Below are 22,724 nucleotides of genomic sequence, written 5' to 3' on the forward strand. Positions count from 1 at the left end.
CAGCCTCCACCGCGCCCGCTTTGGCTCTCGGTAGTCGTTATTGTTCTTTCTCTAGCACCCGTAACCGGGCGGCAATCCGTTGCCGATGGGTTTTGACGCCACACCCCGAATGGAATGTATTCGCTTGTGCCAGTAGTGCATCAGCCTGCCGCAACGTGGCCACATCCTGTATGGCACTGGGTAACGGCTCGCCCTTGTCATTGCGCAGCAGCATCAGCCCGGCAAACTTGAACCACTTGGCACTGGCCTGCTCCGGGATACGCCAGTTATCGCGCACGTTCTCAAATACCCGCGAGAAATACGGCTCAATACTCTGGCCCTGTTCCGCGCTGGCCTCAGACCACGCCAACATGCTATCAGCCACAAAATGGGCAATGCTGCGCCGCTTGCCAAAAGGCGTAATTTGTCGCTGCCCTATCGCAATGTCTGCCCAGTCCAACGCCTGATCAAAGTCCCCGATATCAAACAGCCAGGCAATGCAGTAAGTGAATACTGGATTGCTGTAGACCTCACCCGCCGCCAGATAGGTTTCCACACTGGGTAACCAGCGGGGCAGCAGTTCCCGGCGTTTCAACTGCACTTTCTCAGCCAGAGTCAGCCCGTGCAGCCGTTGGGCATCATTATCAATGGCCATCTTTTGCAGGTGCATACTGGCCACACCGGCCAGTGCCTCATGATTGTTTAGCTTGCGCTGCGCCTCAATCATGGCCGTATGACGCTGGGCCGGTGATAAAGCCATGATTGCCCCCTTACTCGCCTACTTTCGGATCACTTGGCTCTTTAATTTCACCGATGGTTACGGCGGATTCATCAATTGCGGCGTACAACTCTGGGTACTCAACCGCATAGCCCTCATTACGCAGGTATTTGTTTTCAAACTGCTTACGGTCTTCCACAAATTCAGCTTTGCGCTGACGTGTGCCACGTTGAGTATAAATATGTAAGTTGGCCAGCGTGGTTACCGTCATTCGTTTACCCGGCATAAACGGCGGTACCATTGCCGGACGTCCGGCGATAGAGTCAGACAGCATCTGCGCGGCGATTTTCTCGGTGGGGCGATCGGCTTTTTGATACAGTCGATACTGCTCTGCCGCCACCAAATCAGCCCCGACCAGCACCACTAAACGAGGGTCATTACGGTACTGCTGCGGAATTTTGGTGTTAATCAAGTCGGAAGCCATCGCATCCAAAGATTTGTAATCGCCCTGCTCATCCAATGTGACCGGCGTCGAAATGATTTGCTGGCCCTCTTTGTATTTACGCACCAACTCATGCCAGCCGTAGTTGACGTCTTCCCCATTAGGGTTCGCGGTGGGATCGGTAGACTTGGCCACACTCTTGCCGTTAAAACCGATACGCAACATATCCAGTGCAAAGGACTGATTAGTAAAATCCTGCATACGTTGGAAAAATTCGTTTTCATCACCGGCGTTAGCCCAAACGGACAGCATGGCCCACGTCAGTGCGGCACCGGAGTCTGTTTCAACCAGCTTATATTCGTTACCGGATACACCTGTTGGACGGATAAAACGGCCACCCTCTGTACGCCCGGTAAAAATCCCCGGATTCCCTACGGCGACGACTTGCCCCTGAAGCTGGTCAACATCGACCACGGTGATCATGTTCAGAAAATCGGCCCGCTCCAGTAATGCATCCCGCAACAGCGTTTCTTTCGGATCGGTGAGTGAAAAATAACGCGACGTATCATTGACGTTATAGGACTGCGATAATTGAGCGCTGTATGAGTCAATATATTGACGCGCCCTTTGATTTAATTGCATAGCTATCCCCCACCTTTACGGTGAAATAAAATGTTTTCTAAAAGGTGGTATAAATTAAATAAGGTGCTTAAACGGTTTTTTACCGTCACCATTAGGCGAACGTTTTGGCAATGTAGTGATTTTATTTTCCAGTTTGCCAAAGTTCTTAATAATACCCGGAAGATTATTACGCAATTTTGCAAAATCTTCGGTATCCACCACTTCCTTTACTACTTCAACATCGGCAACAACATCTTCTACTGCGGTGTCCGTCGCATCTGTTTTATTTTCCAGTGACAACACTCGTGCTTCTAAATCAGCAACTGCCTGTGCCAATACTTGGATCTTATCGTCTGGCGCTGTGGCTGCTTCCTCGCCCGGCTGTTCATCGTCCTGAATATTAAACAGACTGCGCCATTTACTTTTATTTTTACCTGCTGCCATTTCTCTAGCCTCTTTAATCGGTGTGACTTCATCAATAACTAATGGCTTTAGCGCACCATAACGTTTGTTTTTATTACGGCTGTTAAAACGCATTCTTTCGGTGTAAACACTGGCGGGTTCATCTGTCACCCCTAACCCTTCCAGATAACTTTTTCCCGTTCCTCGAAAGTTGCCGTCAGGCGTAAACTCAGCGGAACAGAAAATCAGTTGTCCGGCCACATTGGCCTGCATAAGAGAGAGGTTAGGACAGAGGCGGGCGTAAAGTCGCATAATGCCCTCGCCGTCTTCCTCACTCATTAATTCCAGTACCTGCCCCATATTCCCAAAATTGCGGGAATGCTCAGGCCACAACAATGCGGTATACAATTGCGGGTTATAGGTTTCTGCGGCGTCAGTAAGCAATTTTCGTTTAATTTCACGCCCATCAACGGTTTCCCCCTCAGCGCAAACACAAATCCAGCCAGTCATTAAATGTGAATTAGACATAACCCTACTTTTAAATATTGTGTTTGTTTCGAGATATGCAGTATTGCGGATTATTTAAATTAGCGCACTGACCTTATTTCGGTACAATTCGGATATAACCCTTTAGCCGAACACAACCGGTTTATTAATAACGTTTATCCAAAATAAAGCCCGCATAATGATATTCATGGCTAAACACTCTCAAACTATTATCGGTGTGGCGCGTTCACTTTATTTGCAAAGGTGGACACCGAAAGAAATCGCCAACGAATTAAATCTGCCGAATGCGCGGATTATTTACTATTGGGCACAAAAATGGCATTGGGCTGACATGCTCAGTCATGAAAGTATTGAGGAGGCAATCAACCGCCGCATATTGGTGCTGGCCAATCGCGATAATAAAAACGAGCTGGAATTAAAAGAAGTCGATAGCTTAATCGCCCAGCACTGCAAATTAATGGCGCAGAAAAGTAAACACGCTGAAAAACTCGCGGCGATTAAAGCACAGACACAGGTCAGTTATGCCAGCGGTGAAGAAGCTGCCGCGCGTGATGAGAATGGCGGTGGTAAACGCAAATACCGCAAAAATGATATTTCAGGCATTCAACAGGAAGAGCTGGAACTGTTTGCCGGGGAAACGCTGTTTTTCTATCAGCAATACCTGCGGGCCAATAAACACCACGCTATCCGCAATATCCTGAAAAGCCGCCAGATTGGGGCAACGTGGTATTTCTCCTTTGAAGCACTGGAAGACGCGATTATCAGCGGCAACCCACAAATATTCCTGTCTGCTTCCCGTGCGCAGGCCGAAGTATTCCGCTCGTATATCGTCAATATCGCGCAGCAGTTCTTTGGGGTGACGCTGACCGGTAACCCAATACGCCTCAGTAACGGCGCAGAGTTACGTTTCCTGTCTACCAACAAGAACACCGCCCAATCCTACAGCGGCCACCTGTATTGCGATGAATATTTGTGGGTACCGAATTTTGCCAAATTAAATGAAGCGGCCAGCGCCATGGCCACCCATGATAAATGGCGCACCACTTATTTCTCCACACCCAGCGCCAAGACTCATCAGGGCTATCCGTTCTGGACGGGTGATGAGTGGAAGCAAGGCGACAAACAGCGCAGCAAAATCACGTTCCCTGAATTCGACGAGTACCGCGATGGCGGGCGGCTCTGCCCGGATGGCCAGTGGCGTTATGTCATTACGTTAGAGGACGCGATAGACGGCGGTTTTAATCTGGCCAATATCGAGCGCCTGCGCAATAAGTACAACCGCGACACCTTTAACATGCTCTATATGTGTGTGTTTGTGGACAGCGGCGACAGCGTATTTAAGTTCCATATGCTGGAAAAATGCGGCGTCGATATTGAGATGTGGCAAGACCATGATTTCAGTGCGCCACGGCCATTCGGTAACCGCGAGGTGTGGGGCGGCTTTGACCCGGCCCGCAGCGGTGATACCTCAACCTTTGTCATTATTGCCCCACCGCAGTTTGAGGGGGAGCGCTTCCGGGTGCTGGCCACGTTCTACTGGCAAGGGCTTAACTTTAACTATCAGGCCAACCAGATAAAAGAACTGTTTCAGCGCTACAACATGACCTACATCGGCGTGGATATCACCGGGATCGGCAACGGCGTGTTTGAACTGGTACAGAACTTTGCCATGCGCCAAGCGGTGGCCATTCACTACGGGCTGGAAAGTAAGAACCGGCTGGTGATGAAAATGGTAGATGTGATTGAAAGCCAGCGCATTGAATGGGACGCCGAAGCCAAAGAGATCCCGGCGTCATTTCTGGCCATTCGCCGCACCAGTACCGCCAAAGGCGGCGGCATGACCTTTGTCGCAGACCGTACCAAAGAAACCGGCCATGCCGATGTGTTTTTCGCCATCGCCCACGCAATAGATAACGAACCGCTCAACTTTGAGCACAAACGTAAATCCACATGGAAGACGAGCAAAGCCGCATGAAGAAGAAAAAACAGTATCGCCGCGCCCCAGTAACCCATACCTCCAGCAAAATGAGCATTATCAGTTTGGGCAAGCCAGAACCGGTTTTAACCACGGGTACCGATTATCAAGACATCTGGTATGACAGTGATTTTGACCACTACAGCCAACCTATTGACCGGCTGGCCCTTGCCCAACTGGTTAATCTCAATGGCCAGCACGGCGGCGTTCTCTATGCCCGGCGTAATATGGTGGCGGCTGACTACGTGGGGGGCGGTCTGACCCATGAAGAACTGAAAGCCGGGGTGTTCGATTATCTGACCTTTGGTGATGTGGCCATTGCCAAAGTGCGTAACGGCTGGGGTGACGTGGTGGCGCTGGCCCCGCTGCCCTCACTTTATTTGCGGGTGCGTAAAGATGACAGCATTGTGATTTTGCAGAAAGGGGAGCCGCTGGTTTACAGCCAGGAGGATGTGATTTACCTCAAACAGTATGACCCGCAGCAGCAAGTTTATGGCCTGCCCGATTATATCGGCGGTATCCATGCCGCCCTGCTTAACTCCGAAGCCACCATTTTTCGCCGCCGTTACTATCACAACGGGGCGCACACCGGCGGGATTATCTACACCAATGACCCGAATCTCAGCACCGAAGTGGAAGACGAGATTATAAAAAGTCTGGAACAGAGCAAGGGGATCGGCAATTTCAGCACCTTATTTGTGAACATCCCGAAAGGTGACCCGGAGGGGATTAAATTTATCCCAATTGGCGATATCAGCGCCAAAGATGAATTTGCCAATATCAAAAATATCAGTGCGCAGGATATTTTGACCGCTCACCGCTACCCGGCAGGGCTGGCGGGCATTATTCCCAGTAATAGCGCGGGATTGGGTGACCCGGAAAAGGCGCGGGCAACCTACCGAAAAGATGAAGTTATTCCGCTGCAACGCATGATTATGGACGCTATCAACAGTGACCCGCAGATCCCTGCACATTTACACGTTAAATTCGACATTGAAGATACACAATCGGGTGCGTTATGAGCAGAAACACGTTAAAATTCCAGAAGTTCGCCACTTTTGGAGCCAGAAACATGCGAGTGATGAAAGTCTTATGCCCTGAATGCGGTGGCGCGGCCATTATCCGGAAAACCAACCGTAAACACCGGCAAATTTCAGATTTATATTGCGCCTGTAATGATGTGGAATGTGGTCACACTTTCGTGATGAATGTGACCTTTTCACATACCATTAGCCCCAGCGCCAAAACCGGGGATAAACTGATTAAAACCGTTGTCGATTCAATGAATCCACAGCAGCGGCAAATGATGCTTAACCTATTGCAAGGTAGCGCATCAGCCGCCTGACTACTGGCCTCCAATATGGAGGCCTTTTTGTTGCTGCTTATCCAGTTCAATGGTCAATGCGGTAGTCATTTCGGCAATCCAAACTAATGCCAAATCCCTGTCCTCTTCATTGCACTGGTTATTCGTGACCAACCTTGCAACCAAATCAATACGCTGCAACGCTAAAGATTCAAAAAATAAATCCGTCACGACTCCCTCCACTCATTATGTTTATACTGTGTTTATATACAGTATAATAAAATTAAGAAAATAGGAAACAGCTAACTGCCTGTTTCCTCAGAATTTCATGAGCGAAATCAATTCCAGCCCGGCCCGCGCTGGTGTTCTGGCCGTGGGGCTACTTCTTCTAACCGACCATTATTTAGCCTTACTGAGCGGTCACCGTAAACTTTCAGGCTGCTGCCCCGTTCCAGTATCGCTATTTCTTGCTCATCACCAACAAAACCCCGACTGCGTAATTCCTGCGTTAATCGTTGCCGGTACTCCGGCGTACAGTTATTGACAGAACTCCTAGCGGCGGCGTTGCCGCCAGAAAAAGCCAAACCCCCGGCCTGCGCTGCGCTTTCGGCCAACTTCGGTACAATCTGCCACTTAACCAGACGGGTGCAAACAGCAGAGTCCTCTCCCAGTAACGGCGAATAGATACCCAAAACCCGTTTAACGTCTTCGGCGTAGATGTTGCCCATTTCGGTGATTTCATATGACAGGCGCACGGTCAAACAATCCCGGCTCACCATCGGCCCGCCCTGAAACTCGGTGTAGGCGTACCAGTTGCCCACATCAGCGGCAAAACGCACGTTATCCATATCCTGATCCGGGAGTATTTGCCCGTCTCCGGGCAAGCGGCGTAACTCGCGCCAGACAGTGACCGGCGCACCACCGATTTGCTGAAACTGCCGGATACGCCAACGGCTGGCCCATGCAGTAACGGCTTTGGCCATATCCCGCGCACTGCCGCCTGTCTCGCCGTCTTCTTCCTCGCCCAGCGCGTAACCGTCGATATTCTTTGAGATATATTTCGCGATATAGCCGGTTGCACTGCCTTTGGCCGGATCAATGGGTTCAGCATGGAAACGGGCTTTCAGTGCTTCGGGGCTTTGTAATGTTTCTGAATCTTCCAGCCGGGCGTAATAGCAAAGAATGTCGCGCACCTGATCAACGTGCTGCGGCAACATAAACAGCAATACATGCCAGTGTGGGGTGCCATCGTGATGCGGCTCTACCACCCGGAAACCAAAGACATTAATCCCGGCGCGGGCAATGGCGGCACGTGATTTGGCCCATACGCTGCATAAGTATTTTTGGGTCTGCCGTGGGCTGGCCCCATTCCAGTTGGTGACAAAACCGCCACCGTGATACACCGCATGATATTTAGACGGCGCAGTGATGGTGTAGAACTCCCCCACACAGCCCATTTCATTGGCTAAATCTTCAAAACCTCGCATTCTGACCATCAGTTCACATCTCCGTATTGCGGGATTGGCGTTGCTGCCATTCACCATGTCTTCTAACGAAACCCGTTCACCGTCCTGATTTTCCAGCTCAAACGCTTTGAAAAACTCACGGTTGCGCCGCTTCTGTTCCACCCATTCGGCCATGGTTGACCGGCTAACATAGGCTGACGCTGATTTCTGTACTTGCCCCACCGCAATGGCCATATGTTCCCGGCGCACATCGCGCAGGCGTTTTAACCGCACACGCCACCAATCCGGCGACATCATGCGCAACAGACCAGATTCAATTTTTCGCGGGTTGATTGTCTTGCGGCTGGAAGTGAATTCGCGCCAGTACGGCGGTTCAGTTCCCACTTGCTTGCTGAGTTTTACAAGGCAGATATAAGCGCGTTGGGTACGCTTCCAGAGTTCTTTTGGGTCGCTACTTTGCCCTGTGAAATTACGTTCGATATAGTCGGTAAAACTTTCAGACATAAAATCAGCCACCCGGTGGGACAGGTTGCGTAACTCATCCCGGCCAAACGATGGCAGACGTTCTAAATCATCGACAAAGGGCCATGGCAAAAAGCCGGGCGCTTTGATTACCGGCTGATACTGGCGGTTAACCATCTGTAGACGTGGCAATACATTCTCGCCCACCGTAGTGCGTAAGAATGTATTGGCATGGCGACGGCCTTTTGATTGGTACAGATTGGAGTAGCGATCACCAAAATAACGGGCCAGAAATTGGGGCATCCCCCCTAAATACTGGCTGCGCCATTGGTGATCGGTTGGGTTCTGAACAAAGAGTTCGTCTTCGGTGATGCTGATATCTTGCGGGCGGCGTAACCCCTCCGGCTCCCGGCTGAACTCGCCATTAAAAGGTAAAGACAGGGATAAAATATCCCCGTCCATAAAGTCATTTACCGGGCGCTGGATGGTGGCGGTCATTCGCAAGCCACAGCATCAGCAAAATCAACACCAAGCCAAATAAGTGATTCGGGTATTCTGCCTAGAATTAACTCTTCCGCAGACTTACGGCTATCCGCTTTGCCGCCACAACTACGGCGGGCAGTGACCGGGATTTTAAAGAAGTCGTGATAAAGATCTCGTACCAGATGATTGTCATTGTTGGATGCGACAACATGGAAACCACGCGCCGACAAGCCACGCAGCTTATAAGCCAATAGATGATGCTGGTCATAACCAAATTTTTCACTGTGATAGGCCGTAAATTCATCTGCGTGAGAATCAGCGGACAAGTACGGCGGATCACAATAGATACCATCACCGGGCTGCACCATATCCAGCGATTCCTCAAAGCTGGCGCAGATAAAAGTGGCCCGCTTTGCTTTAGCAGCAAATGCGCGGATTTCTGCTTCGGGAAAATACGGCTTTTTGTATTTCCCATAAGGGGTATTAAATTTGCCGGACTGGTTGTAACGACACAGCCCGTTATAACAATGACGGTTCAGGTAAAAGAAAATAACCGCACGGAACAATGGGCAGGAGTTAATTGATGAATTAAACATCTGTCGAATTGCGTAGTATTGTTCTGCGGTATTAGCAGTAATAAACAATGAACGGGCCATATGAATAAACTCATCCGGCCTTTCTTTTAGCACCTGATACAAGCCAATGAGATCTGGATTAGCATCGGCAATTAAATAAGCCGGGTAATCCGTATTCATCATCACGGAACAAGAACCGGCAAACGGTTCAACCAGCCGAGCGGTAATAGGTAAATGAGGCCGCAGTTTAGCCATTATTCCGGCTTTACTTCCAGCCCATTTAAGCACAGTACGAGTCAGTTCCATGCTGCACCGCCTTGGCTGTTCAGGAACTCCGACTCTTGTCGCAATAACTCAACTATTTCAGTCGCCGTCATTCTATTATTTGCCGCCTCAGCAGCCAGACGATCTAACCGGGATGAGCACTTATCAGCAACAAGGCGCATTCCCTCATGGCGGGCATTATTGAGCATTTCTGTCAGGCTGAATTTGCACGCAGGTGCTTCTTTTAAATCATTACGTTTCACTTTCATGTTGTTTGCTCCGAATTTAGGTAATAAAAATCCCCGGCCACCGATGGGAAGCCGTTGGTATTTATGGTGTTGGGTTAATTAATGCAGTTGTTGGGTAGTGCTGGCTGATGCACAAGAGTGGTTAATTTGCGTCAAGCCGTGGATCTCAATGGTTCTATTCCACCAGTTATTAATCATGCAGGTTAAAGAGCCTAATCCCAGCCAACCGGACATATGATAAATGGCGCGAATAGAGGCCAGCGCTTCGACCTGATCACTATTTGATTCAGCCTCACGGTATGCCCGACACCAAAATGCGGCATGAGCAGAAAACCATTGGTGTGGGTTGGTCAGATGAATGGTGTCATTAAACATAATTGGCTGTAATTCGACGTTGTTTCCCGCCAAACGACATTTACCCAAGAAGAATTGCGCGTAATTATGGGCTACGCCCCAATGGTTAAAGTCGTCTAACAGGCCATTTCTATCTACCGCTATTGCTTTCATCGTGTTCCCTTAATTATCGGTGTAATGCATATTGGCCATCGATTGGGCTGCAATCATTTCCGGGCCGTACGTTTTTACCGGTGCCGGTTGATTGTGCGATTTCCGGCTACTGTTGCTCTCTTTCACAAAATCCAACGTACCGACTTGGCCAAATGTATCTACCAACGCCCGTAGTCGCTGAATCCCTCGCTGCAACTGATGTAATTCTTCACGGGAAAAATCATCCCACAGATACCGGCAGTGCTCTGACTTCATACCTGCGGAGTGGAGTAAAATTCCCCGGTGCTGTGCCGGGAGCTTTTCCCATATCACCCTTGCCCGGCTGTGACTGCCGGTCACTTTGTTGCGGATAATGGCTATCCATTTGCTGTTATTGGCTGACATGCTTACCCCCTTAAACCCATCAAACGGAACCACCACCGGCGGCGTTTACCTTTAAAAATGGGCTTACGTGATTCCCCTAGAAACGTCACTCGGCTGGTACAAGGTTGCCAGCGCTGGCCGTTTGGTAATTCAATCCAGCCGTGGCCAAAATGGTTTAATTGTTGGCTGGGTGATTGTTGTTTCAGGTAGTTAGCGAATACTTTCATACATAAGTTCCTCAGTTCAGGCCCGGAACCAGCCCGCTGGCGCTGATAAAATCAACCGCTGCGGCCAGAGCTGGCGTGGATTGGAAACGCGCTTCAACCGATACAACAATCAGCGACAGGTCACGAATGGCCTGATTCGCACGGTCAAGAATGGCGTTTCTACGGGATTGAGTCATAGGCCCAGCTGTTACGGTTTCACCGGCAATAGCACCGATTGCCGCCGTAGCGCTCAGGGTATGAATAGGTAAATTAGCGGGATTGGCTTCATTAACCGGTACCGCTGGCAAGCATTGCAGTTGAGACAGCAAGCCATCTAACAGCGTTGGATCTTCGGTAATGTCAGTGAGCGTCAACAGTTCGATGCAACTCAACTGGTGTGGCTGGTCAGGGTTAAGTTTGTTACGCAGCATTTGCGGCTTCATACCGATTTGCTCGGCAACCGCCGTTAAATTGTTATTCCGGGCAAAAGCACGGCATGACATATCAAAGCGCGGGTGTTTAGAAAGCTGGAAATCAAACATGGTCGATACCCTCCCAATAACGCAATATCGAACTAGGCGATTGCAATATCACAATTCGAGAGAGCATCTACGGTAAGTGCGGCCATGTTGATCATGACTTTTTCGCGCTTCATATCTTTATCTTTCCTGAGGCGATGACGGGTTAAACGGCCATCGGCCAACATCGCTTTGATAGTTTCTGAATCCAGACCGGTTAACTCGGCGTATCTCTCAACTGTGACGTGAGGAGTTAGAAGAGTGATTGAAATATTAGGTCTCATGATGCAACATCCCCTATTCGCTTGTGGTGAGCGGTAGTAAAGATTAATAACGGGTGGTTATTCACTTTCCGAGATAAATTTAGTCTCTCGAAAAGTGAATGTCAATCAATAAACTTCACTTTTCGAGATAAACATGGATCTTCGACGTGGTGGCCAAGCGGCAATTGACCGGATGCTGGAGGCTTATGGCTTCAGTACAAAGCAGGCTTTATGTGAGCAATTAGGCATATCTGCCAGTACATTAGCCAACCGTTATCTACGTGATACTTTTCCCGCAGACCTCGTGATTCAGTGTGCTTTAGAGACTGGCGCATCACTGCGTTGGTTAACTACTGGTGAGGGCGCGATGTACGAAAATGCTAAACAGCTTGATATCGTGCAGATTCCTCGCCAAAAATTGTTAGACGGCAAACTCTACGATTCAAATTTCTATATGTTCGATAAGGCGTTCTTGCCTGATGGATTGAAAGACCCGGTTGTTATCCTTGATGGTGATACCACCTATATTGCCGATCGTAAGTTCGATGAAGTACAGGACGGCAAATGGGTTGTTGATATAGAGGGAAAGGTTAGTGTGCGAGACATTATTCGTATTCCGGGTGGTAAAGTGCGAGCTGAGGGCGGGAAGTTTGCTTTTGATTGTTTGCTTAATGAAATTAACTTCATTCATAGCATTGTGTTAGTTGTTTCAAATTTAAAAGTTAATAATAATTAATCTGGGAGCAACCAATGCAAGACGCGATGTACCAATCAGAGCTAAGTACAAAGATAGACTCTTTATTGAAAAGAAAGCGTATATCCGCATCTCATCATAATTATTTGAGAAAGTTAATCCGTGAAGGTGATTATAGTGCAATTGACAATATATTATCTCTATCTGATTCAGATCTTACTGATCACGAAGTAAATAAAAACTTATCATGGGACGAATACAAAAATAGTAATATTGAAAATAATTTCAATCTAACTTCGCACTTAGAAATGTTAAAAATTGAAAATGAAAAACTTCAAGCTGAATTGAGTAGAAGAACTAGAGAATTTAAAAAAATAAATGATAAAATTAATTTTCAAATTAATGAATTACAGGAAAAACATAAAAAAGAAATTCAAGAAAAAGTAAAAAATAATGTTCCTGATTACGTTGAAAATGCTACAACTCAGTTAACAGAGAAAGAATCTAGATTAAAAAAAACCGCAACCATATGGAGCTGGGTTGGGTTTGTTTCACTCTTTTTATCTGTGATATTTTCATTAATTTCTATCGTTTGGGGATATAAAGAATTTTCAGCACTACCCACAGAAAAAATAACATGGATGTGGATTTCATTCGGATTGATAAAAGGAGCGTGCTTATTAATGATACTTTTCGGCGTTGCTGCTTATGCCCTTAACCTGTCCAAAGCATATATGCACGAATCATTGAAACTGAGTGATCGAATTCATGCAATAAGTCTTGGGGAAGTTTATCTGAAAATTTATGGCCACAGTGTCTCAAGCCAAGAGTTTAAAGATATATTTGAAAACTGGAATATTAGTTCTAATTCAGCTTTTCACACAAAACCTGAATCGTCAGATTCTAACAAAGCCATACTGCAAAAAGCATTAGAAGAAGCATTACCAACTCAATTAATCAAAAACTTAGTATCAATGAAATCATTGAGTAAAGAATAACTATTATCAAAATTTGCTAACTGAGGTCGTTTGATTCAAACCATGAAAAAAATAATATCAACTGAAGCCACTGAAGCTACTAGGTCTTCAAAAAATTATTTAGCTTTTCGTAAATTTACATCTAATTTATGCAAGTTGGATCATGACCGACTTTCAAAACAATGGCCATTTTGGATTTCTATTTTTTCCCCATTAATTATTTCAATTTTATTAAGCATTCCTTTGTGGGTAGATACAACCCTAGATATTTCGGCAAATGGTTATAATAAATTCCTATCGATATACAGACTCCCAATCGGGGTGTTATCATTATCCATTCCATTAGTTGCAATAGTCGCACATATTCATAGAACAATTCAAACTGCTGAACAGTTAAATGCAGCCAGAAAGAAAAACATAGCTGATAGTTTTTTTTCTCATCATAAATTCATTACTGACGCATTAACAAAAGTAGCACCAAGGAAAGTCAAAATTTCAAATAAATACTGTGAATTAAAAATTGAAGATCCTTTTCAGATTTATAATATTTTCTTCAAAGAATCATCTTATGATGATGGCGTTAATACATCACGAATAAACATTGCACGCAATGAAATAATTACGTTATTAGATGACGTGAACACTGAAATAAAAAATGCTTCTGAAAAATCCACTAGCGATACTATAAAAATAAAGAAACTTAACAAGCTAATTAAATCCATTGTAGAACTAACTAGTTTCTTAGCTATAACCAATAGATTCCCTGACAATGATAACATAGTAAAATATGCAATGGATGATAAAAAAGTAGCTAGAATAATCACTTTTTATCATAATGAAAATGAATTAAAAAAATATTTAGCTTCTGTTTTTTACTTTATAAAGAAAGTATGTTTAATAATTAATATAGAAATAGAAATAAACATTACATCAGTAATATATTCTGCAATTTCCAATAACGACTACTACTATTTCGAAGAAGTCTTTACGCAAACACTGGCTACAAAAGAAAATACAGGGTATCGCATATCAACTAATTTAAACGGAGAACTAGGCTCAGAATATTTACGTCAGCAAACTATTTTTAAAGGATGAATTTCAATGTTATATGTTTGATACCATGAAACAAAACATTGACCACTGTTCATTCATACAGTTAAATACTCCCTTATCTTCCAAGGGGGTTCTCAATGTCAGTGCGCAAACAACCAACAGGCCAATGGTTATGTGAGTGCTACCCGGCTGGCCGTACAGGTCGCCGGGTAAGAAAAATGTTTGCGACTAAAGGTGAAGCCCTAGCCTTTGAACGTTACACCATGGATCAGGTAAGTAATAAACCTTGGTTAGGAGACGCACCAGACCGCCGCACGTTAAGCGAGGTTGCCGAACTTTGGTACAACCTGCATGGTCGTTCTCTGGCAGCCGGTGAAAAGGTTTATAAGAAACTGAAATTGATAGTTGCTGCGCTAGGTAATCCCCCCGCTCACAGTTTGAGTGGCAAAGATTTTGCTCACTATCGCTCTAAGCGTTTATCTGGCGAGATTTACTTCTCTGAAAAATGGAAGAAAGGCGCAAAACCGGTAACAGTGAATCTGGAACAAAGTTTTTTGAGCGGTATGTTTAGCGAGCTGGCCAGATTAGGTGAATGGAACTTACCGAACCCATTAGACAATCTGCGCAAGTACGCCGTGGCAGAAAAAGAGATGGCGTGGCTCACTCATGAGCAGATTAAAACGCTATTGGCCGCATGTAGTTCTGGTCGGGCAGATTTGCCGATGGTGGTAAAAGTTTGTCTCAGTACCGGGGCGCGATGGAATGAAGCGGAGAAACTCACCCGCTCACAGGTCAGCCCGAATAAAATTACCTTTATCAGAACAAAAGGGAAAAAGAACCGTAGCGTGCCAATCAGCAAAGAACTTCATGACGAGTTAGTTGCGTTAGAGGGAGACCGTCTTTTCAGTGAGTGTTATTTCCGCTTTATGGCCGCAATCAACACTACAGATATTAAGTTACCCGCTGGCCAGCTTACGCACGTTTTGCGCCATACCTTTGCCGCTCACTTTATGATGTCCGGGGGCAACATTCTGGTATTGCAGCGCATCCTCGGCCACAGTGATATTCAGATGACAATGCGTTATGCTCACTTCGCGCCAGAGCACCTAGAAACCGCTGTACAGTTCAACCCGCTAACCACCATGAAAGCTGGCGACAAAGTGGCGGCGGAGGTTACCCCTCCCTAGTATTTACTACCCCTCAATAACTAATCAACTCATTGTATTTATTGTATATTGTTGTTTTGTATAGAGTAATTAGACTATCGGGTTTTTTCTTGTCTGGAATTTGAGTCCCCCCGTATTCATCCCCCTTAAGGCTTTCTTAAGACAAAATTATTACAGTACGACCCTCACTACTTCTGCTCTGGGCTATTTTGTGAAGATTAACAAATCCGCCTCTCAATCTGATGTCATTGCGTCGACATTAAATAATACCTCAACAGCACTGACAATTAAGACAAACTCCCTTTACTCGCTGCCCTTATCCTTTTATTTTTGGCAGGCTTTTGCATTGTTGATCAGTGGATTACTGTTTCTCTGGTTATCCCGCAACGAGCAGTTGGATTGGCTTATCAGTAATTATTGGTTTGATCCTGCCTCACAACATTTTCCATGGGAAAATAATTATTGGCTGGATTTACTGAATCATCGGTTATTGAAAATCGCCCTTATCAGTGCTGCCATCATCACATTGTTAGGGGGCCTTTATCACCGTAATAGGCGCTTAGTGACCGCGATGCTGTTATGTGGCGTCGGTCCGCTGGTGATAGGGATTCTAAAAGCCACCAGCGCGCACTCCTGCCCTTGGGATCTGGTGGAATATGGCGGTAAATCCCTCAGTTATCTGCTGATGGGGACTGCGCCGGTCGGTGCTGGCCCTGGTCACTGTTTTCCTGGCGGCCATGCATCCAGTGGTTTTGCAGTAATGGCATTGTTTTTCTTGTTTTACCCCGAGCGTCCACGGTGGGCTTTATTGTGTTGGTTCGCCGGTGTGAGTCTTGGGATGTTAATGGGTTTTGGGCAAATCATGCGCGGAGCGCATTTTCTTAGCCATAACTTGTGGGCAGGTTGGTGGGTTTGGCTTAGTCAGTTGGCTGTGTATTGGATGATAAGCGGTTATTACAACCGTGCTAAGGGTAGAGAATGATTGAACAAATAAATTACTTTTTCTTTTCCATGATAAATGCGACTCCAGCATCATCACCATGGATGATTTCTTTTGCGACTTTTATCGCACGCGATTTGATTATGATTATCCCCATATCATTGGTGGGATTGTGGTTATGGGGGCCGAAAAGCGCCATGGATTCACAGCGAGCCTTAGTGACCAAAACCGCCATCGCACTGGCTTTTTCTATGCTTTCAGCCGCTTGCATCGGGATGCTTATTCCTCATGACCGGCCGTTTGTCGTCGGTTTTGGCTATAACTTTCTGAGCCATGCACCTGATAGCTCTTTCCCCAGTGATCACGGCACCGCCATTTTCACTTTTGCTCTCGCCTTTGTGTTCTGGCACAAACTATGGTCCGCTGTCAGCATGATGATTATCGCCGTCGCAATTGCATGGTCACGTATTTATTTGGGTGTGCATTGGCCATTAGATATGGTGGGTGGATTATTGCTGGGAATTGTCGGCTGCCTGTTCGCACAGTTGGTGTGGAACTTGTTCGGCGAAGCTATTTCAGATGGGCTGAAGCGCATTTATTATGTGTTTTTTGCCATGCCTATCCGCAGGGGATGGGTCAGAAGCTAATACTTTCGCGTTATTCATCTCACATTGCCAGCAGCTTAAATGCTGGCAATGCCCGCCCAGAATTCTGATTAAAAACAATTCATTACATTCATTTCCAATATATTCACACGCTAGCTAATTGCTCATAAATGTAACTTAAATAACAAAATAAATCCAAAAACAGCTAATTATGTGAAAATAGCTTTGTTTTTTACTGTAAATGTTACTATTATAACAGAAGAGCCAACTTACAGATAAATAAAGGATAATAATCATGACGATCAATTACGCTAATTATATTGACCATACCCTGCTGGCAATGGATGCCACCGAAGAACAAATTATTAAGCTGTGTGAAGAAGCTAAACAGCACCATTTTTATGCAGTATGTGTTAACTCTGGGTATGTTCCCGTCGCGGCTCAGCAGTTAGCGGGGACTTCGGTTAAAGTGTGCTCAGTCATTGGGTTCCCGCTGGGGGCTGGCCTGACCGAAGCAAAAGCCTTTGAAGCTCAGGCGGCTATCAAAGCCGGTGCGCAAGAGATTGATATGGTTATCAATGTCGGTTGGTTGAAAAGTGGCAAAATCGCCGAGGTGAAAGCTGACATCAAGGCCGTGCGCGATAATTGTGCCTCCACTCCGTTGAAGGTAATATTAGAAACTTGCCTGCTCAGCGACGCACAAATCGTACAAGTATGTGAAATGTGCCGTGAGCTTGATGTCGCCTTTGTTAAAACCTCAACAGGTTTCAGCACCGGTGGTGCTAAAGAAGATCATGTCAAATTGATGCGCGCCACAGTAGGCCCAGTAATGGGTGTTAAAGCCTCCGGCGCAGTGCGCGATCGCGCTACAGCAGAAACAATGATTACAGCAGGAGCGACACGAATTGGCACCAGCTCTGGGGTGGCAATCGTCTCAGGCCAGCAAGCATCCGCATCAAGCTACTAACTTATTCTATATCTATTGGATTTCAAGGTGCTGGCACGCGGCGGTCAATAAGCTAGCAACTTGAACGATGATGGATATCAGCCCGGTTTTTACCGGGCTTATTTATTGGCGATGTACTGTATTTGTCATCCACTGTCTGGCACTCTTTGTTTTACATTGAATGGTCTTGAAAATAACTCGTCAGGGAAAGCTATGGAAACTCGCCGTGCAGAACGCATCAATAAACTTAGTCAGGCCCTTAAGCGTTCCGACAAAATCCATCTGAAAGACGCTGCCAATCTGCTGCATGTTTCAGAAATGACGATTCGGCGAGATCTGAGTGCTGAGCCCACCTCCGTCATTTTACTCGGTGGTTATGTGGTGATGGATCCCAAGAGTAACAATGCCAATAACTATTTTGTCTCTGACCAGCAAGCCAAACAAATCGAAGAAAAACGTCGAATCGGCCAGTTGGCGGCACCTCTTATCGTGGAAAATGACACCGTTTTTTTTGACTGTGGCACTACAATTCCTTCGATAATCGACGAGATAGACGAAGAACTGCATTTTACCGCCATCTGTTACTCCCTTAATACTTTCCTGTCCCTACAAGATAAGCCTCATTGCAAAGTGATTTTATGTGGTGGTGAGTTCAAGCCTAATAACTACATTTTCACGCCTATCAGCCAGCATAATGAGCTGGATAATGCTTGCCCAAACAAAGCGTTTATCTCCGCAGCTGGCATTTCCATTGAGTATGGCGCTACCTGTTTCAACTTCGACGAAATCCTGGTGAAGCACCGCGCCATTGCCAAATCTCAGCATAAAATCCTGGTGGCTGACCACAGTAAGTTTGGCAAAATAAAACCCGCCAGCATCGGCGCATTAACACTGTTTGACTCTGTCGTGACCAACCGTCAACCTGATAGTGAGTTTAGCCAGTTTTTTTTGCAGCATAATATCAAAATCCACTGTTAGGCTTGATGTGGTAGCAAAAATCTTAGCCGCTTAAACACCGGGCGGGTAATCCGCCCCGCACATGACTCACATAAAAACTGAATTATATTTAAGCAAAATAACCATGCTTTACTTATGGTTATATGGCATTTTTACTTATAATATTTTCAAAACACAATTCCATTGTAGAATTAATATCCGATAATATTTTAGTTTAAGGTAAATTAATTTAACATTTGGTGTTATTTTAATATGCTCGAGTAAAAGAATAACGTTATCTTATTGTCAGACAAATTACCCACTGTCATTTTTCATATGACAAATAAATCATAAAGTACCAATAGTCATCCTCTGATTTATTCTGCCGAGTAATGAGACATATTGTTATATTCTTATTTCTTCGTTTATATCACCATAAATTCCTGTTGTCAGCGCGCATCAAAACAAAATACAAAAACCATAAATATCAATAAGTTAATTGAAATTGATTATTTTTCGTTAATGACATTCATCAATAAATCAGTGAAAAACTTGATTTTCACTAGATTCACAAGCGTGGTTAAAATATATTGCCCACCAAGAAAGAGGGGATGAAAAAAATAGTTGTTTGTTTATTGTTCAATAAGAAAAAACGCGTTTTATTACTCTTATTGATAAATTTTAAACATTCACCTAACAATCAGTTGTAAATTCGCAACAAATCACGGAAGGCGAGTTTATTGAGCATTTGCGAGCATGATCACGGTAGTTTTCACTACAAATCGTTATCTTGCCGCCAGCAAAAACTACTGTTCCTCTCAGAACAACAAAAATAGCCGATGAAGCGAATTCACTCACTTAAAATCGGTTAAATTTTGCACTTTAACGTTTAGAGTTAAATCACAACGACGACACCAAGTAATAACCAGGGCACCCATTTTAAACAAATCGTTTTTGACTGAATTTTTTACCTGATAGTGTCGCTAAATAAGGCATTACAGGGACTTAACTTTCGGTTCTTAATTTTAAATTAACGTGTTCACATTGGAGATTTTTCATGGACACTACTCAAGCGGGCACCATTGCCTCCACGGGAAAAACTTCATCAAGCACATGGCGTAAAAGTGACACCATGTGGATGCTGGGTCTGTACGGTACAGCCATCGGTGCGGGCGTTTTGTTCCTGCCAATCAATGCCGGTATCGGTGGCCTGCTGCCGCTCATTGTTATGGCTATCATTGCTTTCCCGATGACATTTTACGCGCACCGCGGCCTGTGCCGTTTCGTGCTGTCAGGTAAAAATCCCGGTGAAGACATCACTGAAGTGGTTGAAGAACATTTTGGTCAAGGCGCCGGTAAGCTGATTACTCTGCTTTACTTCTTCGCTATCTATCCAATTTTATTGGTCTACAGTGTTGCGATTACCAACACCGTTGATAGCTTTATTACCCACCAGATGCATCTGCCATCACCACCACGCGCCATTCTGTCGCTGATCCTTATCATCGGCCTGATGACTATCGTGCGTTTTGGTGAGCACGCCATTGTGAAAGCAATGAGTATTCTGGTCTTCCCGTTTGTTGCGGTATTGATGCTGCTGGCTGTTTACCTGATCCCTAACTGGTCAAGTGCAATTTTTGAGCATGTATCCATTGATGGCAACGGCACCGGTAGCGGCCTGTGGATGACACTGTGGCTGGTCATTCCGGTGATGGTGTTCTCATTCAACCACTCCCCAATTATCTCCGCCTTTGCTGTAGCAAAACGCGAAGAATATGGTGTTGATGCTGAGAAAAAAATGCTCCCGCATTTTAGCTTTTGCTCACATCATGATGGTTGTTACCGTCATGTTCTTCGTATTCAGCTGTGTCCTGAGCTTGTCTCCAGCGGACTTAGCAGAAGCGAAAAGCCAAAACATCTCCATTTTGTCTTACCTGGCTAACCACTTTAATACCCCAATGATTGCCTACATGGCACCGGTCATTGCCTTTATTGCTATCACCAAATCTTTCCTGGGCCACTATCTGGGTGCACGTGAAGGCTTCAATGGCATGATGATCAAATCTCTGCGCAGCAAAGGCAAAGAGATCAATCATGACAAACTGAACCGTATTACTGCGGTGTTCATGCTGGTCACCACCTGGATCGTAGCAACCATGAACCCAAGTATTCTGGGCATGATTGAAACACTGGGCGGCCCAATCATCGCGATGCTGTTGTTCCTGATGCCAATGTACGCCATCCATAAAGTTCCAGCGATGCGCAAATACAGCGGTAAAGTCAGTAACGTATTCGTCGTCATCATGGGCCTTATTGCTATCTCTGCAATCTTGTTCAGCCTGTTCGGTAAGTGATACTGACGCTGGCCAACCTCCACGGCCAGCGAATTATCATCCACTGATAATCGTTTCAAAAGCTGGTGCGCCCGCGCCGGCTCTATTCCACTGAAATTCTATTCCACTGCAATGTAAGCAATTTAATAATTAGAACCTTTAAGAGGCTAATATATGGTCAGCGTTTTTGACATTTTCAAGATTGGTATTGGTCCTTCCAGCTCTCATACCGTCGGCCCAATGAAAGCTGGCAAGCTGTTTACCGATGATTTAATCACACTGGGGCATCTTTCTGCCGTCACCCGAATCACTGTTGATGTCTACGGCTCTTTGTCTCTGACCGGTAAAGGTCACCATACCGATATCGCCATCATTATGGGTCTGGCAGGGAATATGCCGGATACCGTTGATATTGATGCCATTCCTGCCTTTATTCGTGATGTCGCAGCACGCGAGCGCCTGTTATTGGCAAAGGGTCACCATGAAGTTGATTTCCCGACAAATGGCGGGATGAACTTTCATGAAACCAACTTGCCGCTGCATGAAAATGGCATGACCATCAGCGCACACGCCGGTGATGAATGTATTTTCAGCAAAACTTATTACTCCATCGGCGGCGGGTTCATTGTCGATGAAACTCATTTTAATCAGCAAGACAGCAATGCGGTTGCTGTGCCCTACCCCTTCAATTCTGCACGTGATTTGCAAAAGCACTGTAAAGATACCGGTTTATCTTTATCGGGCTTAGTGATGCAAAATGAGCTGGCTTTGCACAGTAAAGCCGAGATAAGCGCACACTTTGCTGCTATTTGGGATGTCATGCAGGCCGGTATTGAGCGCGGTATTAATACTGAGGGACTATTGCCCGGCCCAATGAAAGTCCCGCGCCGCGCCGCGGCATTGCGCCGTATGCTGGTCACTACAGACAAACATAATGCCGACCCGATGATGGTTGTCGATTGGATCAATATGTATGCCTTGGCCGTCAATGAAGAAAACGCCGCTGGCGGGCGCGTGGTAACAGCACCCACTAACGGGGCTTGCGGGATTATCCCAGCGGTACTGGCTTACTATGATAAATTCATTCGCCCAGTGAATGAGAACTCTTACAGTCGCTATTTCCTGGTTTCAGGTGTCATTGGTGCGTTGTATAAAATGAACGCATCCATTTCTGGCGCTGAAGTCGGTTGCCAAGGGGAAGTCGGTGTAGCCTGTTCCATGGCCGCAGCGGGTCTGGCTGAATTGATGGGGGGTAGCCCGGCTCAAGTCTGTATCGCGGCTGAAATCGCCATGGAACATAACTTGGGGCTGACCTGTGACCCGGTGGCCGGGCAAGTTCAGGTGCCATGTATTGAGCGTAACGCTATTTCTGCCGTGCAAGCCGTCAACTCGGCACGGATGGCATTGCGCCGCACCAGTGAGCCAAGTGTCTGTCTGGATAAAGTCATCGAAACGATGTATGAAACCGGCAAAGATATGAACTCAAAATACCGCGAAACCTCTCGTGGTGGCCTGGCCATCAAGATTGTAGCCTGTAACTGATCGTGGTCTGCCACTGATTGCTATTAGGATAGAAAAGTAAGGGCGACTTGATAGTCGCCCTTAACTTATGGATAAAGCGAGTTATAACTTAGTGAATGAAAGGTTGACCGCACCTCGGGGCGCTCCGACGGCTCATGCCGTTACGGCCCCAACGGCACGTTTCCCTTTCAATTGACTCTATCAGTTGTCTGAAAGCGGCTGACGAGCCGCCCTTTCTCTTATTAATCAAT

The 22,724-nt window shown here is 46.1% G+C and carries 24 protein-coding genes and 1 pseudogene; 13 read left to right on the plus strand and 12 right to left on the minus strand.

All coding sequences use genetic code 11. The features are described 5' to 3' along the window. Positions 1 to 37: 37 nt before the first annotated feature. The 3 genes from gpM to DX162_RS19905 are packed head-to-tail and all read right to left on the minus strand — an operon-like array spanning position 38 to position 2,690. Positions 38 to 739 (minus strand): phage terminase small subunit, encoded by a 702-nt coding sequence (gene gpM, locus DX162_RS19895; protein WP_004389561.1) that lies wholly within the window; start codon positions 737 to 739, stop codon positions 38 to 40. A gap of 10 nt (positions 740 to 749) precedes the next feature. Next, positions 750 to 1,781, minus strand: coding sequence for a phage major capsid protein, P2 family (locus DX162_RS19900; protein ID WP_004389560.1), 1,032 nt, complete (start codon positions 1,779 to 1,781; stop codon positions 750 to 752). Positions 1,782 to 1,835: 54 nt separating this feature from the next. After that, the gene (locus tag DX162_RS19905; RefSeq protein ID WP_004389559.1) at positions 1,836 to 2,690 is read right to left on the minus strand and encodes a GPO family capsid scaffolding protein; all 855 of its coding nucleotides are present in this window, start codon (positions 2,688 to 2,690) and stop codon (positions 1,836 to 1,838) included. Between the two features lie 166 nt (positions 2,691 to 2,856). Here DX162_RS19905 and DX162_RS19910 point away from each other — a divergent pair, with 166 nt between their 5' ends. The 3 genes from DX162_RS19910 to DX162_RS19920 are packed head-to-tail and all read left to right on the plus strand — an operon-like array spanning position 2,857 to position 5,989. Continuing rightward, positions 2,857 to 4,644, plus strand: a complete 1,788-nt coding sequence (locus DX162_RS19910; protein WP_004389558.1) for a terminase large subunit domain-containing protein — start codon at positions 2,857 to 2,859, stop codon at positions 4,642 to 4,644. Beyond that, positions 4,641 to 5,666 carry a phage portal protein gene (locus DX162_RS19915; RefSeq protein WP_032819431.1) on the plus strand — a complete coding sequence of 342 codons (1,026 nt, stop codon included), beginning with the start codon at positions 4,641 to 4,643 and terminating at the stop codon, positions 5,664 to 5,666. The genes DX162_RS19910 and DX162_RS19915 overlap by 4 nt, the downstream gene beginning before the upstream one ends. Further along, a complete protein-coding gene (locus tag DX162_RS19920) occupies positions 5,663 to 5,989 on the plus strand; it encodes an Ogr/Delta-like zinc finger protein (RefSeq protein ID WP_050138358.1) in 327 nt (108 codons plus the stop codon). Before DX162_RS19915 ends, DX162_RS19920 begins: the two co-directional genes overlap by 4 nt. On the opposite strand, the gene DX162_RS19925 is transcribed toward DX162_RS19920, so the two are convergent. From DX162_RS19925 to DX162_RS19965, 9 genes are all read right to left on the minus strand, one after another. Beyond that, positions 5,990 to 6,178, minus strand: coding sequence for a hypothetical protein (locus tag DX162_RS19925; RefSeq protein ID WP_004389555.1), 189 nt, complete (start codon positions 6,176 to 6,178; stop codon positions 5,990 to 5,992). Between the two features lie 107 nt (positions 6,179 to 6,285). Continuing rightward, complete coding sequence (locus DX162_RS19930) at positions 6,286 to 8,373, minus strand: replication endonuclease (RefSeq protein ID WP_032819430.1); 2,088 nt, start codon at positions 8,371 to 8,373, stop codon at positions 6,286 to 6,288. Beyond that, entirely contained in the window at positions 8,370 to 9,239 is an 870-nt protein-coding gene (locus tag DX162_RS19935) for a Dam family site-specific DNA-(adenine-N6)-methyltransferase (protein WP_032819428.1), read from the minus strand. Before DX162_RS19935 ends, DX162_RS19930 begins: the two co-directional genes overlap by 4 nt. Continuing rightward, on the minus strand, positions 9,230 to 9,466 hold the full coding sequence (locus tag DX162_RS19940; protein WP_004389552.1) for a DUF2732 family protein: 237 nt from the start codon (positions 9,464 to 9,466) through the stop codon (positions 9,230 to 9,232). The genes DX162_RS19935 and DX162_RS19940 overlap by 10 nt, the downstream gene beginning before the upstream one ends. A 78-nt stretch (positions 9,467 to 9,544) precedes the next feature. Continuing rightward, a complete protein-coding gene (locus DX162_RS19945) occupies positions 9,545 to 9,952 on the minus strand; it encodes a hypothetical protein (protein ID WP_004389551.1) in 408 nt (135 codons plus the stop codon). A gap of 9 nt (positions 9,953 to 9,961) precedes the next feature. Beyond that, positions 9,962 to 10,336, minus strand: a complete 375-nt coding sequence (locus tag DX162_RS19950) for a hypothetical protein (RefSeq protein ID WP_004389550.1) — start codon at positions 10,334 to 10,336, stop codon at positions 9,962 to 9,964. 2 nt (positions 10,337 to 10,338) lie between these two features. Further along, on the minus strand, positions 10,339 to 10,542 hold the full coding sequence (locus DX162_RS19955; protein ID WP_004389549.1) for a phage filamentation protein Fil family protein: 204 nt from the start codon (positions 10,540 to 10,542) through the stop codon (positions 10,339 to 10,341). An 11-nt stretch (positions 10,543 to 10,553) separates the two neighbouring features. After that, positions 10,554 to 11,063, minus strand: a complete 510-nt coding sequence (locus DX162_RS19960) for a phage regulatory CII family protein (RefSeq protein ID WP_004389548.1) — start codon at positions 11,061 to 11,063, stop codon at positions 10,554 to 10,556. Between the two features lie 32 nt (positions 11,064 to 11,095). After that, complete coding sequence (locus tag DX162_RS19965; protein ID WP_032819427.1) at positions 11,096 to 11,323, minus strand: hypothetical protein; 228 nt, start codon at positions 11,321 to 11,323, stop codon at positions 11,096 to 11,098. 133 nt (positions 11,324 to 11,456) lie between these two features. Here DX162_RS19965 and DX162_RS19970 point away from each other — a divergent pair, with 133 nt between their 5' ends. The 10 genes and pseudogenes from DX162_RS19970 to DX162_RS20015 all read left to right on the plus strand — a co-directional run bounded on the left by DX162_RS19970 (position 11,457) and on the right by DX162_RS20015 (position 22,494). After that, positions 11,457 to 12,038 carry a phage repressor protein CI gene (locus DX162_RS19970; RefSeq protein ID WP_004389546.1) on the plus strand — a complete coding sequence of 194 codons (582 nt, stop codon included), beginning with the start codon at positions 11,457 to 11,459 and terminating at the stop codon, positions 12,036 to 12,038. Positions 12,039 to 12,052: 14 nt separating this feature from the next. Next, complete coding sequence (locus DX162_RS19975) at positions 12,053 to 12,994, plus strand: hypothetical protein (protein WP_032819426.1); 942 nt, start codon at positions 12,053 to 12,055, stop codon at positions 12,992 to 12,994. Positions 12,995 to 13,036: 42 nt separating this feature from the next. After that, positions 13,037 to 14,068: a hypothetical protein gene (locus tag DX162_RS19980; protein WP_004389544.1), complete on the plus strand. Its 1,032-nt coding sequence runs from the start codon at positions 13,037 to 13,039 to the stop codon at positions 14,066 to 14,068. Positions 14,069 to 14,163: 95 nt separating this feature from the next. Then, entirely contained in the window at positions 14,164 to 15,213 is a 1,050-nt protein-coding gene (locus tag DX162_RS19985) for a phage integrase (protein WP_004389543.1), read from the plus strand. Positions 15,214 to 15,502: 289 nt separating this feature from the next. Next, entirely contained in the window at positions 15,503 to 16,174 is a 672-nt protein-coding gene (locus tag DX162_RS19990; protein ID WP_032819466.1) for a phosphatase PAP2 family protein, read from the plus strand. Beyond that, positions 16,174 to 16,779, plus strand: a complete 606-nt coding sequence (gene ybjG, locus DX162_RS19995) for an undecaprenyl-diphosphate phosphatase (RefSeq protein ID WP_167310348.1) — start codon at positions 16,174 to 16,176, stop codon at positions 16,777 to 16,779. Before DX162_RS19990 ends, ybjG begins: the two co-directional genes overlap by 1 nt. A 253-nt stretch (positions 16,780 to 17,032) precedes the next feature. Continuing rightward, complete coding sequence (deoC, locus tag DX162_RS20000; RefSeq protein WP_004389540.1) at positions 17,033 to 17,704, plus strand: deoxyribose-phosphate aldolase; 672 nt, start codon at positions 17,033 to 17,035, stop codon at positions 17,702 to 17,704. A gap of 192 nt (positions 17,705 to 17,896) precedes the next feature. Next, a complete protein-coding gene (gene deoR, locus DX162_RS20005) occupies positions 17,897 to 18,661 on the plus strand; it encodes a DNA-binding transcriptional repressor DeoR (RefSeq protein WP_050094394.1) in 765 nt (254 codons plus the stop codon). Positions 18,662 to 19,676: 1,015 nt separating this feature from the next. After that, positions 19,677 to 20,973 (plus strand): annotated as a pseudogene (locus tag DX162_RS20010) (HAAAP family serine/threonine permease). A gap of 153 nt (positions 20,974 to 21,126) precedes the next feature. Next, entirely contained in the window at positions 21,127 to 22,494 is a 1,368-nt protein-coding gene (locus DX162_RS20015; RefSeq protein ID WP_115155889.1) for an L-serine ammonia-lyase, read from the plus strand. Positions 22,495 to 22,724: the final 230 nt, after the last annotated feature.

It is taken from the genome of Yersinia kristensenii (assembly GCF_900460525.1).
In the GTDB taxonomy this organism is placed as follows: domain Bacteria; phylum Pseudomonadota; class Gammaproteobacteria; order Enterobacterales; family Enterobacteriaceae; genus Yersinia; species Yersinia kristensenii.

What these genes read in the sequence shown, in the direction of transcription:
- DX162_RS19905 (WP_004389559.1), bottom strand. Translation starts at nt 2,690, where the DNA reads ATGTCTAATTCACATTTAATGACTGGCTGGATTTGTGTTTGCGCTGAG.
- DX162_RS19945 (WP_004389551.1), bottom strand. Translation starts at nt 9,952, where the DNA reads ATGAAAGCAATAGCGGTAGATAGAAATGGCCTGTTAGACGACTTTAAC.
- DX162_RS19940 (WP_004389552.1), bottom strand. Translation starts at nt 9,466, where the DNA reads ATGAAAGTGAAACGTAATGATTTAAAAGAAGCACCTGCGTGCAAATTC.
- DX162_RS19935 (WP_032819428.1), bottom strand. Translation starts at nt 9,239, where the DNA reads ATGGAACTGACTCGTACTGTGCTTAAATGGGCTGGAAGTAAAGCCGGA.
- DX162_RS19915 (WP_032819431.1), top strand. Translation starts at nt 4,641, where the DNA reads ATGAAGAAGAAAAAACAGTATCGCCGCGCCCCAGTAACCCATACCTCC.
- deoC (WP_004389540.1), top strand. Translation starts at nt 17,033, where the DNA reads ATGACGATCAATTACGCTAATTATATTGACCATACCCTGCTGGCAATG.
- DX162_RS19975 (WP_032819426.1), top strand. Translation starts at nt 12,053, where the DNA reads ATGCAAGACGCGATGTACCAATCAGAGCTAAGTACAAAGATAGACTCT.
- gpM (WP_004389561.1), bottom strand. Translation starts at nt 739, where the DNA reads ATGGCTTTATCACCGGCCCAGCGTCATACGGCCATGATTGAGGCGCAG.
- DX162_RS19900 (WP_004389560.1), bottom strand. Translation starts at nt 1,781, where the DNA reads ATGCAATTAAATCAAAGGGCGCGTCAATATATTGACTCATACAGCGCT.
- DX162_RS19920 (WP_050138358.1), top strand. Translation starts at nt 5,663, where the DNA reads ATGAGCAGAAACACGTTAAAATTCCAGAAGTTCGCCACTTTTGGAGCC.
- deoR (WP_050094394.1), top strand. Translation starts at nt 17,897, where the DNA reads ATGGAAACTCGCCGTGCAGAACGCATCAATAAACTTAGTCAGGCCCTT.
- DX162_RS20015 (WP_115155889.1), top strand. Translation starts at nt 21,127, where the DNA reads ATGGTCAGCGTTTTTGACATTTTCAAGATTGGTATTGGTCCTTCCAGC.
- DX162_RS19985 (WP_004389543.1), top strand. Translation starts at nt 14,164, where the DNA reads ATGTCAGTGCGCAAACAACCAACAGGCCAATGGTTATGTGAGTGCTAC.
- DX162_RS19930 (WP_032819430.1), bottom strand. Translation starts at nt 8,373, where the DNA reads ATGACCGCCACCATCCAGCGCCCGGTAAATGACTTTATGGACGGGGAT.
- DX162_RS19910 (WP_004389558.1), top strand. Translation starts at nt 2,857, where the DNA reads ATGGCTAAACACTCTCAAACTATTATCGGTGTGGCGCGTTCACTTTAT.
- DX162_RS19965 (WP_032819427.1), bottom strand. Translation starts at nt 11,323, where the DNA reads ATGAGACCTAATATTTCAATCACTCTTCTAACTCCTCACGTCACAGTT.
- DX162_RS19955 (WP_004389549.1), bottom strand. Translation starts at nt 10,542, where the DNA reads ATGAAAGTATTCGCTAACTACCTGAAACAACAATCACCCAGCCAACAA.
- DX162_RS19970 (WP_004389546.1), top strand. Translation starts at nt 11,457, where the DNA reads ATGGATCTTCGACGTGGTGGCCAAGCGGCAATTGACCGGATGCTGGAG.
- DX162_RS19980 (WP_004389544.1), top strand. Translation starts at nt 13,037, where the DNA reads ATGAAAAAAATAATATCAACTGAAGCCACTGAAGCTACTAGGTCTTCA.
- DX162_RS19960 (WP_004389548.1), bottom strand. Translation starts at nt 11,063, where the DNA reads ATGTTTGATTTCCAGCTTTCTAAACACCCGCGCTTTGATATGTCATGC.
- DX162_RS19950 (WP_004389550.1), bottom strand. Translation starts at nt 10,336, where the DNA reads ATGTCAGCCAATAACAGCAAATGGATAGCCATTATCCGCAACAAAGTG.